Origin of the sequence: Hydrogenophaga sp. 5NK40-0174, assembly GCF_040372165.1 — a bacterium.
GTDB lineage: Bacteria > Pseudomonadota > Gammaproteobacteria > Burkholderiales > Burkholderiaceae_C > Hydrogenophaga.
Genome location: NZ_BAABWG010000005.1, coordinates 153,118 through 165,139, shown reverse-complemented (window position 1 = coordinate 165,139; position 12,022 = coordinate 153,118). Strand labels below are relative to the sequence as shown.

Annotated in this window: 10 protein-coding genes; 2 read left to right on the top strand and 8 right to left on the bottom strand. The window is 61.2% G+C overall.

Annotation, left to right across the window (positions count from 1 at the left end; all coding sequences use genetic code 11):
* Positions 1-2,504 (top strand): cadherin-like domain-containing protein (locus ABWV89_RS17295; RefSeq protein WP_353399746.1); only part of this gene is annotated, 2,504 nt, incomplete at its 5' end.
* Positions 2,505-2,622: 118 nt separating this feature from the next.
* Here ABWV89_RS17295 and dnaJ read toward each other — a convergent pair.
* The 3 genes from dnaJ to grpE form a co-directional block, all read right to left on the bottom strand.
* A complete protein-coding gene (gene dnaJ, locus ABWV89_RS17290) occupies positions 2,623-3,759 on the bottom strand; it encodes a molecular chaperone DnaJ (protein WP_353399743.1) in 1,137 nt (378 codons plus the stop codon).
* A 174-nt stretch (positions 3,760-3,933) separates the two neighbouring features.
* Entirely contained in the window at positions 3,934-5,874 is a 1,941-nt protein-coding gene (gene dnaK / locus ABWV89_RS17285) for a molecular chaperone DnaK (protein ID WP_353399740.1), read from the bottom strand.
* Between the two features lie 125 nt (positions 5,875-5,999).
* Positions 6,000-6,566 (bottom strand): nucleotide exchange factor GrpE, encoded by a 567-nt coding sequence (grpE, locus tag ABWV89_RS17280; RefSeq protein WP_353399737.1) that lies wholly within the window; start codon positions 6,564-6,566, stop codon positions 6,000-6,002.
* A 335-nt stretch (positions 6,567-6,901) separates the two neighbouring features.
* Between grpE and ABWV89_RS17275 the strand changes: the two genes are divergently transcribed.
* Entirely contained in the window at positions 6,902-7,747 is an 846-nt protein-coding gene (locus ABWV89_RS17275) for a fumarylacetoacetate hydrolase family protein (RefSeq protein ID WP_353399734.1), read from the top strand.
* Between the two features lie 52 nt (positions 7,748-7,799).
* On the opposite strand, the gene ABWV89_RS17270 is transcribed toward ABWV89_RS17275, so the two are convergent.
* The 5 genes from ABWV89_RS17270 to ABWV89_RS17250 form a co-directional block, all read right to left on the bottom strand.
* Complete coding sequence (locus ABWV89_RS17270; RefSeq protein ID WP_353399731.1) at positions 7,800-8,198, bottom strand: winged helix-turn-helix transcriptional regulator; 399 nt, start codon at positions 8,196-8,198, stop codon at positions 7,800-7,802.
* Positions 8,199-8,429: 231 nt separating this feature from the next.
* On the bottom strand, positions 8,430-8,972 hold the full coding sequence (locus tag ABWV89_RS17265) for a MarR family winged helix-turn-helix transcriptional regulator (protein ID WP_353399728.1): 543 nt from the start codon (positions 8,970-8,972) through the stop codon (positions 8,430-8,432).
* Positions 8,973-9,031: 59 nt separating this feature from the next.
* Positions 9,032-10,708: an acyl-CoA dehydrogenase family protein gene (locus tag ABWV89_RS17260; protein WP_353399761.1), complete on the bottom strand. Its 1,677-nt coding sequence runs from the start codon at positions 10,706-10,708 to the stop codon at positions 9,032-9,034.
* A 107-nt stretch (positions 10,709-10,815) separates the two neighbouring features.
* Entirely contained in the window at positions 10,816-11,499 is a 684-nt protein-coding gene (locus ABWV89_RS17255; RefSeq protein WP_353399725.1) for a flavin reductase family protein, read from the bottom strand.
* Positions 11,500-11,548: 49 nt separating this feature from the next.
* The gene (locus tag ABWV89_RS17250) at positions 11,549-11,968 is read right to left on the bottom strand and encodes an acyl-CoA thioesterase (protein WP_353399722.1); all 420 of its coding nucleotides are present in this window, start codon (positions 11,966-11,968) and stop codon (positions 11,549-11,551) included.
* Positions 11,969-12,022: the final 54 nt, after the last annotated feature.

Here is a 12,022-nt window from a genome sequence, read left to right as displayed (position 1 = left end):
GCGTGTACGCTGTGACCGTCACGGCCGCTGACCCCAGTGGCGAGACGGTCAGCACCACCTTCAACTACACCGTGACCAACCCGCCACCGACCGCGATGGACGATGCCTTCACTGCCTCGGAAGATGGTGGTGTGGTGTTGGTGGGTGATGCGCTGGCCAATGACGTGGACGCGGACGGAGACGCTTTGTCGACCACACCTCAAGCCGTTACGGCCGGCTCGGGTGGTGGCTTGTTCAGCATTGACGGCAACGGACAGGTGACTTTTGACCCCAATGGCGAGTTTTCCAGTCTGTCGCCAGGCGACTCAGCAGTGACTTCGTTCACCTATGCCATGTCCGACGGCGAGGGTGGCAACGATACGGCAATAGTCACGGTGACCGTTCTTGGCGCCAACAGTGCGCCGACGGTTGTCCCTGGTTCGGAGCCAGCTGATCAGTCGGCTGTTGACTCGCAAGCCATTGTTCCCATGGATGTGAGCTCAGCCTTCACGGACGCAGATGGCCACGTATTGACGTTCAGTGCTGCAGGCCTGCCTGCCGGTCTGAGTATCGACAGTGCCAGTGGCGTGATTTCGGGCACTTTGCTGGCCGATGCGAGCCAGGGCGGAGTCGGGGGTGTCCATTCTGTGACCATCACGGCTGCCGATCCGTTTGGCGCCTCGACCACCACCACGTTCACTTACACGGTCACCAACCCACCACCCACCGCAGTGGATGACCAATGGTCTGTGAGCGAAGATGCACTGGCCGGCCCAGTGGGCAATGCACTGTCAAACGACACTGATTCCGACGGTGATCCTCTGGCTGCGGCTCCCCAGACTTCGGTGGCAGGCAGCCAGGGCGGTCTGTTCAGCATTGATGCTTCGGGGCAGGTGACTTTTGATCCGAATGGCGAATTCCAGTCGCTGGGCGCCGGCGAATCCGTCGTGACGAGTCTGGCTTATACCATCAGCGATGGCAACGGCGGAAGCGCTTCGGCCACCATGGACGTGACAGTGCTGGGCGCCAACGATGTACCGGTCGCTGTCGATGATGCGTTCATTGTCGATGAAGACATGTCGACGGTCATTCCTGTGCTGGACAATGACAGTGATGTGGATGGCAATCCACTGACCATTGTGTCGGTCGATGGGCAGGCTTTCGGCCCGGGCATCACGGTGGTGCTCTCCGATGGCAGTGGTCAGATCACGCTCGATGGCGGAGGCGGCTTGTTGTTCACGCCCACGCCGGACTTCAACGGCCCATCGGCCTTTACCTACGTGGTCGATGACGGCCAGGGCGGACAGGCCACCGCAACAGTGACGGGAACCGTTCGGCCGGTCAACGACGCACCGGTCGCGCAGGACGATGGCCCCTTGAGCATCGGCCACGATACGCCGGTCAACGGCAACGTACTGCCCAACGACAGCGATGTCGATGGAGATCCGATCACAGTCACGGGGTTCACGGTCGATGTGAACAGGGACGGTATTCCGGAAGCGTTCGTGCCAGGCACACCTGTTGTCATTCCCGGTGTGGGGACACTCTCTCTGCAGCCGGATGGGGCGTTCAGCTTCGTTCCAGCGGGCGGCTATGCCGGCCCGGTACCAGTGGTCACCTATGAAATCTCGGACGGCACCGACACGGCGCAAGCCCAACTGCGACTCGGTCCTGTGGCCGCGGCGCCGGCAGAACCTCCGCCGCCACCTGCACCGGCGCCTGCCCCTTCTCCGGCACCTGTCCCTGCGCCATCGCCGGGTGTTGCACCTCCGCCCTGGGTAGGAACCGACATGCCTCCGCCGGTGAGCACGCCCGTGCCTGTCATCGACACCACGCCAGAAGGCACACCCGTGCTTGTCAGTGTGGGCCAGGTCGAGGCGGAACCGTCCATGATCGGCGTGACTGGCCTGGGGGCCGACCGGGTGCTGGTCGGCGAGCTGGGTGCGGCAATGCCCGATGGCTTGCTCTTTGTCCCGGATGGAGAGGTGCCGCCGCCCATGGCGATGGTCGAAGCCAATGTTGACAGGCTCACACCTGCGTTGCATGTCCAGCATGCGGTTCGACATGAACCTGTGACCAGTGATCACGGCATTTATGTCCAGCGTGCGGTGCGCGCAGCGCAACTGGAGAGCCGTCTGGCAGACAGTCGAATCCGGGCGCAAGAAGCATCGTCCGACCTTCTGGACATCGGCGTGCCGTTCCTGGAGGCGTCGCAAGGCGGCGAAGTACTGCCCGCAGGCAGTGCGGCAGCGGTAACGCCAGCGCCAGCGCCAGGAAACAGTGATGCGGCCGGGACAGAGCCAGCCACCGGTGTGTCCGAAGCTGCTGCGGCTCCGGCGCGTGAGGGAGACGAGCTGCCGGATTTTGCTGCCGACCCTGCGCTCAATGGCGGTGCGATGGCTGTCGCAGAGCAGCCGGTGACCGGTGTGGAAGGGCGGCGAGCCGGTATGGGCTTCAAGGCCCAGATCAGGGCAGCTGCACACTGGGGCGCTCCGCTGACAACGCGCGCCAGTGGTTTGCTCTGATGTGCCGCTGAGCTCTCCTGGAAAATGTCAGCGCCACCCTGTTTCAGGCTTGTGCCTGAAGCAGACGGTGGCGCTTTCGGATTCGAGCTGAAATAGCGGAAAGCCGCTACTTTCTCTCTTACGAGAAGAAGGACTTTGCCTTTTCGAACCAGCCCTTGTCGTTCGGGCTGTGCTTGAGTCCGCCCTTCTTGAAGGACTCATCCAGTTCTTTGAGCAGCTTGCGCTGGTGTTCGGTGAGCTTCACTGGCGTCTCCACAGCCACGTGGCAGTACAGATCTCCCGGGTAGTTGCTGCGAACGCCCTTGATGCCTTTTCCGCGCAGACGGAATGTCTTGCCACTTTGCGTGCCTTCGGGCAGATCGATGACAGCCTTGCCCTGAAGAGTCGGCACGTCAATTTCGCCACCCAGTGATGCCGTGGTCATGCTCACGGGCACCCGGCAGTGCAGATCATCGCCGTCGCGCTCGAAAATGTCGTGTTTGCGAAGGCGGATCTCGATATAGAGATCGCCGTTGGGGCCGCCATTCTGCCCAGGTTCGCCGTTGCCTGAGCTTCGGATGCGTTGACCGTCGTCGATGCCGGCCGGAATCTTGATCTCCAGCGTCTTTTGCCGCTTGATCTTGCCTTGCCCATGACAGGTGCCACAAGGCTCGGGAATGATCTTGCCGGTTCCCTGGCAATGAGGACAAGTCTGCTGCACGCTGAAAAAGCCCTGGCGCATCTGCACCACGCCCTGGCCATGGCAGGTCGAGCAGGTGGTGGCACTGGTGCCAGGTTTGGCGCCTGAGCCTTTGCAGGTCTCGCAGTCATCCCAGCTTGGAATGCGGATCTGGGTTTCCTTGCCATTGGCAGCCTCTTCGAGCGAGACCTCCATGGCGTAGGACAGATCTGCGCCGCGGTACACCTGGCGGCCTCGGCCACCCCCTCGTGCGCCGCCAAAGATATCGCCGAAGATGTCGCCAAACGCTTCGCCAAATCCGGCAAAACCATCAGCGCCGCCGCCCATGCCGCCGCGCATGTTGGGATCCACGCCTGCATGGCCATACTGGTCATACGCAGCCTTTTTCTGTGGATCGGACAGCATTTCGTAGGCTTCTTTGACCTCTTTGAACTTGTCCTCGGCGTCTTTGGCTGCATCACCCTGGTTGCGGTCAGGGTGGTACTTCATCGCCAGCTTGCGATAAGCCTTCTTGATTTCATCGTCCGAGGCGTTCTTCGGGACGCCCAGGGCTTCGTAGTAGTCTCGTTTTGCCATCTTGCTGTCGTCGGTGGTCTGTGGTGTTGGCGGATCTGCTCCGGGTGTTTCTGGCGGCTGTTCCCTGCTGACTTGCGCCGTGGAAACCGCAAACGCAAGAGGGGCGTGAAAGCGCCGCACTCTTGCGTTCGGGGAAGCAGGGGGGCGGGCGGCTGCCGGCCCCTGTCAGACCAATTATTTGTTGTCTTTGACTTCCTTGAACTCGGCGTCGACAACGTCATCATCCGCCGCTTTGCCGCCAGCTTCAGGCTGTTCGCCGCCGTCTGCGCCGCCGGCAGCTGCTTGCTGGGCCTGCATGTCAGCGTAGACCTTCTCGCCCAGCTTCTGGCTGGCCTTCATCAGGGCTTCGTTCTTGGCTTCGATCGCTTCCTTGTCGTCGCCCTTGATGGCTTCTTCCAGATCCTTGATCGCGGCTTCAATTGCTTCCTTCTCGCTGGACTCGAGCTTGTCGCCATGCTCGTCCAGGCTCTTCTTCACGCTGTGCACCATGGCTTCGCCCTGGTTGCGGGCCTGCACGAGTTCGACCTTCTTCTTGTCTTCCTCTGCGTTGACCTCAGCGTCCTTGACCATGTTCTGGATCTCTTCTTCGGAGAGCCCGGAGTTGGCCTTGATGGTGATCTTGTTTTCCTTGCCCGTGCCTTTGTCCTTGGCGCTCACGTGCAGGATACCGTTGGCGTCAATGTCAAAAGTCACCTCGATCTGTGGCATGCCACGCGGTGCGGCGGGAATGCCTTCCAGATTGAATTCGCCCAGGCCCTTGTTGCCCGAGGCCAGCTCGCGCTCACCCTGGTACACCTTGATGGTCACGGCAGGCTGGTTGTCCTCCGCCGTCGAGAAGACCTGAGAAAACTTGGTCGGGATGGTTGTGTTCTTGGCAATCATCTTGGTCATCACACCGCCCATGGTCTCGATACCGAGCGACAGCGGGGTCACGTCCAGCAGCAGCACGTCCTTGCGGTCACCGGAGAGCACCTGGCCCTGAACGGCGGCACCCACGGCCACAGCTTCGTCAGGGTTGACATCGCGACGTGGATCCTGACCGAAGAACTCCTTGACCTTTTCCTGCACCTTGGGCATGCGGGTCATGCCGCCCACCAGAATCACGTCGTCGATGTCGGAGACATTGACGCCAGCATCCTTGATGGCCGTGCGGCATGGGGCAATGGTGCGCTCGATCAGGTCTTCCACCAGTGCTTCCAGCTTGGCACGCGTGAGCTTGATGTTCAGGTGCTTGGGGCCGGTCGCGTCAGCGGTGATGTAAGGCAGGTTGATGTCGGTGGCGGCCGAAGACGACAGTTCGATCTTGGCTTTTTCGGCAGCTTCCTTCAGGCGCTGCAGCGCCAGCACGTCGGCCGACAGGTCAACGCCCTGGTCCTTCTTGAACTCGGTGATGATGAAGTCGATGATGCGCTGGTCGAAGTCTTCACCGCCGAGGAAGGTGTCGCCGTTGGTGGAGAGCACTTCAAACTGCTTCTCGCCATCCACATCGGCAATCTCGATGATGGAGACGTCGAAGGTACCGCCGCCAAGGTCATACACTGCAATCTTGCGGTCGCCCTTGTCGGTCTTGTCCAGGCCGAAGGCCAGGGCAGCAGCGGTGGGCTCGTTGATGATGCGCTTGACTTCCAGGCCCGCGATGCGGCCGGCGTCCTTGGTGGCCTGGCGCTGCGCATCGTTGAAGTAGGCCGGCACCGTGATCACGGCTTCGGTCACTTCTTCGCCGAGGTAGTCTTCGGCGGTCTTTTTCATCTTGCGCAGCACTTCAGCGCTCACCTGTGGGGGCGCGTACTTCTTGCCGCGAACTTCCACCCACGCGTCGCCGTTGTCAGCCTTGACAATCTCGAAAGGCATGAGGTCGATGTCTTTCTGGACCTCTTTCTCTTCGAACTTGCGGCCGATCAGACGCTTGACGGCGTAAAGCGTGTTGCGGGGGTTGGTCACTGCCTGGCGCTTGGCCGGCGCGCCCACGAGGATCTCGCCATCTTCCTGGTAGGCAATGATCGACGGCGTGGTGCGTGCACCTTCGCTGTTCTCGATCACTTTGGTGTTGTTGCCTTCCATGACCGACACGCACGAGTTGGTGGTGCCCAGGTCAATGCCGATGATTTTTCCCATGATGTGAAGCTCCTGAAACGGAAATATTGAACTGTTGAAGAGGTGTGGATAACTCTGGGGATTTCAAGTGCGCAGCATGTGATTTCTGCGTGAATATCTCCCAGGGTCATCGCCGCGCGTGCGGCTTATTTGGGGGCGGCCACCGTGACCAGCGCCGGGCGCAGCACGCGATCGGCAATCTGATAGCCTTTTTGCAGCACCATGACGACGGTGTTGGCCTCCTGGTCAGCAGGGACCACGCTGATGGCCTGATGCTGGTGAGGGTCGAACTTGGTGCCGGCCGGCGGTGCGATCTGGGCCACTTTCTGCTTCTCCAGAGCGCTTACCAGCTGCTTGAACGTTGCTTCGGTGCCTTCACGCAGCTGCTCTGCGGTGGCTTCCTGGACGCCCAGGGCGGCTTCGAGGCTGTCGGCGACCGCCAGCAGGCTCTCTGCAAAGCTCTCCACACCGAATTTGCGAGCCTTGCTGACTTCTTCGTCGGCCCGGCGACGGGCGTTTTCCACCTCGGCTTTGGCTCGGAGATACTGATCAGCCAGATCGGCGTTCTTGGCTTTCAGTTCAGCCACTTCGTTGGTCAGGGCGGCCAGAGCGTCTGCTTCATTGGCCGCTGCCGCGACTTCGGCTTCTTCCGGGGAAACGCCGGGGGCTTCCTGGTGGTCAGGCGATGCAGGGTGGGAATTTTGTTGCGTCATGCGCGAAGACAGGTAGTGGTATGAATAACAAAGATGCGCTGCGCGTCGCGGACGGTGTCAGACCTGGCCAGCAGGTCAGGCGGACCTGAAAGCCCCGTGGTCAGAGGCTTTGAGCCGCGGCGATTGCGGGCAGCGTCGGTCAGTTGGGGATGGGTGTCCGGATTTCAAGACCCTGATGCAGACTTTTTTGCTCGTGCAGGGAGCCGGCAACCGTCGCACAATGATGAGGCTGACGCAGCGGGCGTTCTGGTGCCGAGATGGACATGTCTTGCGCCTACCAGGCCTGCATTTTCATTAAAAGCCACTAACTTCGTCGAATTTGACGCCAAATATCCATGAAACTCTTTCGGCATGGCCCAGTGGGGCAGGAAAAAGCGGGTCTTGTTGACGCAGACGGCGTGATGCGCGACCTCTCGAGCGTTGTCCCGGACATCACGCCAGCGGTGCTGGATGAGGCCGGCCTTGCGCGCCTTCGCGCCGTGGACGCCGCTTCTTTGCCCTCGCTGAGTGCCTCTGCCCGGCTGGGGGCCTGTGTGGGCGGCGTTGGCAATGTGCTGTGTATTGGCCTGAACTATGCTGACCATGCCGCCGAGGCAGGGCTGAAAGTGCCGTCGCAACCAGTGGTGTTCAACAAGCACACCAGTTCAATTTGCGGTCCTCACGACGACATGTGGCTGCCGCCCGGCTCGACTCGCATGGACTGGGAGGTGGAATTGGGCGTAGTGATCGGTACCCCTGCCTGGCGAGTAAGCGAAGCGGATGCACTCAGACACGTGGCAGGCTACTGCCTGGTCAATGACGGCTCCGAGCGCTCGTACCAGATGGACTACGAGGGGCAGTGGGTCAAAGGCAAGAGCTACCCGACGCATTGTCCGCTGGGCCCATGGCTGGTCACGCCCGATGAAGTCGGGGATGTGCAGTCGGTCGATCTCTGGCTGGATGTCAACGGAGAGCGTCGCCAGACAGGCAATACCAGAACGATGATCTTCAGCGTGGCGAAGGTGGTGAGCTATCTGAGCCAGTTCATGGCGCTGCAGCCAGGCGACGTGATTCCCACCGGCACGCCCCCGGGCGTTGGCCTGGGCTTCAAGCCGCCGGTGTTTCTCAATGTCGGGGATGAGATCCGTCTGGGCAGCCCGCTGCTGGGCGAGCAGCGGCACAAGGTCGTCGCGGTGCCCTGACGTGTTCAAGCACTGGCGAGGAGGCCGCCAGTGTCGATGATGGCGGGGCAGATCAGGGGCGCATGGAGGACAGCGTTGCTTCGGCCATTCGATCTACGCCGTCGCTGGACTCGGCCACGTGCGTTGCAGGCGGCGCCTGCTCAACAGTCTTTGGCTGAGTGGCCGGGTGCCACTTGTTCGCGAACGGTTGCAGGTCACACAGCAAGCGCGCCAGGTCTGCACCCATGGGCGTGAGGCAGTAGCCGTCGCCGCCATGGTCCACCAGCTTGGCTGCACGCAGCTCCTTGATGCGGGTGTTCAAGGTGTTGGGTGTGACGCCTCCGACGCTGTCCTGAAGCAAGCGGAAGGTCTGGGGGTGTCCGTCGCTGAGCGCCCACAATACGCGCATGGCGTACCGTGCCTCAAGCAGGCTGAACAGGCGAAGTGCGGGCAGGTTTTCTCGGGTACTCATCGACTCGTCTCCTTTGGCTCCCGACTCTGATAGGTCTTAACGATGGACAGGTAGCCGAGTCCAATATAAGGCCAAGAGAAGGTTTCACGCTTCAGGAAATGGTGAATAGTTAACGCTTTTGAGTACTTAGGTGCGCAAATTCAGGGCATACCCTTAGGAGTTGAATCGCCTATGGCGCTGCCTTGTCCTGAATGCCGCGGTGCACCATCCCGATCCCGGCCGGCGACTGGCTCAGTCGAGCGATGCGTTGCTGCCTGAGTGCTGATCGTAGACGCGGCGAAGCAGATGCTTGAGCGTATCGAGTTCTTCAGCGCTGAGATTGCTGGCCACGTCCTGCTCCAGCAAGGTGGCCGTCGACTGCGCCGACTTTTGCATCTTCTTGCCGGCAGCGGAGAGATGAAGCCCCTGCGCGCGGCGGTCGGTAGGGTGGGGCTTGCGGATGATGAGGCCGCGCTGATCGAGAGACTTGATCAGGCCGACGAGGTTGGGCGGGAGGATGTCCAGTGCTGAACAGATCTGCCGCGACGTGATGCCGGGGTTGTGGGCAATGAGCGTCAGCACAGAGAAGTCCACCGGTCGCAAACCGAACGGAGCCATGCGCTGAAGGAACACAGAAATCACCGAAAGGGCGGCCCGGCGCGCGTTGTAGCCCAGGAGCGACTCCAGGTAGGTGGTGTCGATGGTTTCGGCTGCCTGCGGAGCAGGCCCACTTGTCGTGGTCTTGCGGGGCGCTCGTCCACGGCGCATGTTTTTTGCGACGGAAGGTTCACTCATGGGCGTAAGGATAACCGTGCTGCTCAAAGTTGGGCGATTGCTACGAGCAAAGCAGGGGACTAACCCAGCGTCCGCTCCATCATGCTCATGCGCATGTCGAATTCTGGCCAGACCCAGCGAAGAAAAGCTCCGCTCGGCTGTGCCCAGCGTTGCTGCTCGGCGCCAGTGGTGGCGCGGATGCGCGACCAGGCCCAGCCCATGAGCACCATGGCAACGGCACGCAGGAAGTCGTCGGCCAGCCAGTTGCCCAGCGCAGGGTCTGCGCCGTCGGCCTGAACTGCCGGCACCATGCGCTCTCGCATCAGCAAGCCCAGCCGCTCCATGCCGCTGCGGATCTCAGCATCGAATTCGCTGCTGCCAAGTTCGGATTCCAGCTCATCGAGCAGGCCTTGCATGGCTGCCGCGCCGTCCGAAAGGGTTTTGCGCAGCAGCAGGTCGATGGCCTGTATCTCGTTTGTGCCTTCATAGATCATGGCCACGCGTGAGTCGCGCACCACTTGCTCGATACCCCACTCGCGAACATAGCCGTGTCCGCCAAAGACCTGCAGGCATGCGCTGCCGCCTGTGAAGGCCTGGTCCGTCCAGGCGGCTTTGAGGACAGGTGTGGCCAATGCACACCAGCGGTTGGCCACGGCGCGGCGGTCAGCATCCGCGTGGTGCTTGATGATGTCCAGCTCGATGGCGGTGCGGTAAGCCACCACACGGCCAGCGTCGATCCAGGCACGTTGCGCATCCAGAATGCGGCGCATGGCAGGGTGCTGCTCAATCAGGTCAGCCTCGCCAGCTTTGCTGCCGGTGCCCGGTGCACGCATCTGGCGACGCTCGCGCGCATAGGCTTCGGCCTTCTGCCAGGCCGATTCCAGAAGCCCAACGCCTTGCAGCCCCACGTGCAGGCGGGCCGCATTCATCATGACAAACATGGCGTTCAGGCCCTTGCCGGGCTCACCCACGATCCAGGCGGGTGCATCGTCAAAGCGCATCACGCAGGTGGGGCTGCCGTGCAGGCCCATTTTCTCCTCGATGCGCTCACACACCACTGCGCTTCGGGTGCCATCCTCATAGAACTTGGGCACCAGGAACAGCGACAAGCCCTTGGGTCCGGGAGGTGCATCTGGCAGTCTAGCCAGCACCAGGTGAACAATGTTGTCGGTCAGATCGTGTTCGCCGCCAGAGATGAAAATCTTGGTGCCGTTGAGCGCATAGCGTCCATCGGCCATGGGCGTGGCCTTGGTGCGGGCCAGGCCAAGGTCAGAGCCGGCATGTGGTTCGGTCAGGCACATGGTGGCCAGCCATTCTCCGGTGGCCACCTTGTCCAGATAAGTTGCCTTGAGCTCATTGGAGGCATGGTGCTTGATGCACTCGTAGGCGCCATGCAACAGGCCCGGCGCCATGGTCCAGCCATGGTTGGCTGCGCTGAGCATTTCATACAGCATGGCTTCCAGTGCAGCTGGCAAGCCCTGCCCGCCGTCGTCCGGATCGCACGCCAGGGAAGGCCAACCTGATTGCCAGAATGATTGGTAGGCCTGCTTGAATCCTGGCGGCGTGGTGACCGATCCGTCCTTGAAGCTGACGCCAATTTCGTCGCCGTCCCGGTTGAGCGGAGCGACCACTTCAGTCACGAACTTGCCCGACTCTTCTGTGACCTGCTGCATCAGGTCGGCGTCGACTTCGCCGAAGGGGGCCAGGGCTTGCAACTGCTCGGGCGCCTTGAGCACCCGATGCAGGATGAAGTTCATTTCTTCGGTATTGGGTTGGAACGAGCTCACGGTGGTACCTGTCGGTTGTTCGCTGCTCCCCGGAGTCAGGAGCAGAATGGGGTTGATGTTGTCTGCGATGGAAGGGCTCAGCGCTGACCGGTGGCGTCATGCGCTTTGTCAGGGGATCCCTCCAGCCCCGCCAACAAGGCCTTGCTGTTGCCCGGGATCACCATCTGGAACTGGTTGTCGACGCAGGTGTAGTCGTAGTAGCCCATGCGGGCCAGCGGCTGAATCTTGAGCACGTCGACCAGACCTTCTGGCGTCAGTGCTTCGTCATCGATATGGATGGCAATGACCTTGCCGAACACCACGTCCACGGTTCCCATGGGCGGCTTGCCGGGGAAGCGGACCGTGTTGAGGTATTCGCACTCGAACTGGATGGGCGAGCCTTTGACGCGCATGGGTTTGACCAGCCGGCTGGAGAGCTTTTCCAGGCCAGCACGTTCAAACTCGTCCACACCGTGCGGAAGCTCTTCGGCGGAGATATTGACGGCTTCGCGCAAGGCGTAGGTCGCCATGTTCCAGACGAACTGCCCTGTCTGCTCGGCGTTGCGTACAGAGTCCTTGCGCTCGCCTTGAGTGCTTTGATTGGCGCTGAACATGACGATCGGTGGATCAAAGGTCACGTTCTGGAACTGGCTGTAGGGCGCGAGGTTGTCTCGCCCCTGAGCATCCACAGTCGAGATCCATCCGATCGGGCGCGGGATCACACAAGACTTGAATGGATCGTGCGGCAATCCGTGCGGCGTTTTTCCGGGTTCGTAGTACATGTGGTGTCTCCTGCTTCGGTGTGTTTGGTTCGGGCGGGTGCCGCGGTCATCAGCTGCACTTGGCTTTGATGTCTTCGGGAATCGGGATGGACTTGATGCGGTCCGGGTTTTCCGGGTCGCGCATGCAGAAGGCCCGCACCTCGGTGCCTTCGCACAGCACCGTGTCGCCGCGCATGACCACGTGTTTGTGGATCAGCACCTTCTCTCTCCATTCGGTCACACTGGTATGGATCTGCAGACGCTCTCCGTAGGTGGCAGGGCGCATGAACTTGGTGTTGATCTCCAGCAGCGGCGTGCCGATGATGCCGGTCGTCTTGACCAGCTCGCGCCAAGGCGGAACACCACACTGCACGAAAAAGTTCAGCGAAGACGCATCCATCCACTTGCTGAAATTGGGAAAGAAAACAATGCCCGCCGGATCGCAATCCCCGAACATCACATCCACTTCATAAACAACGACTTTGCTCATATTCAGATCCGGTTGTGTACCGATTTCTCCATTCGAGGGTGCCGTGCGTCCGGC

Bases quoted from the DNA above. Each gene is read 5' to 3' on its own strand.
- dnaJ (WP_353399743.1), bottom strand. From the start codon at position 3,759: ATGGCAAAACGAGACTACTACGAAGCCCTGGGCGTCCCGAAGAACGCC.
- dnaK (WP_353399740.1), bottom strand. From the start codon at position 5,874: ATGGGAAAAATCATCGGCATTGACCTGGGCACCACCAACTCGTGCGTG.
- grpE (WP_353399737.1), bottom strand. From the start codon at position 6,566: ATGACGCAACAAAATTCCCACCCTGCATCGCCTGACCACCAGGAAGCC.
- ABWV89_RS17275 (WP_353399734.1), top strand. From the start codon at position 6,902: ATGAAACTCTTTCGGCATGGCCCAGTGGGGCAGGAAAAAGCGGGTCTT.
- ABWV89_RS17270 (WP_353399731.1), bottom strand. From the start codon at position 8,198: ATGAGTACCCGAGAAAACCTGCCCGCACTTCGCCTGTTCAGCCTGCTT.
- ABWV89_RS17265 (WP_353399728.1), bottom strand. From the start codon at position 8,972: ATGAGTGAACCTTCCGTCGCAAAAAACATGCGCCGTGGACGAGCGCCC.
- ABWV89_RS17260 (WP_353399761.1), bottom strand. From the start codon at position 10,708: ATGAACTTCATCCTGCATCGGGTGCTCAAGGCGCCCGAGCAGTTGCAA.
- ABWV89_RS17255 (WP_353399725.1), bottom strand. From the start codon at position 11,499: ATGTACTACGAACCCGGAAAAACGCCGCACGGATTGCCGCACGATCCA.
- ABWV89_RS17250 (WP_353399722.1), bottom strand. From the start codon at position 11,968: ATGAGCAAAGTCGTTGTTTATGAAGTGGATGTGATGTTCGGGGATTGC.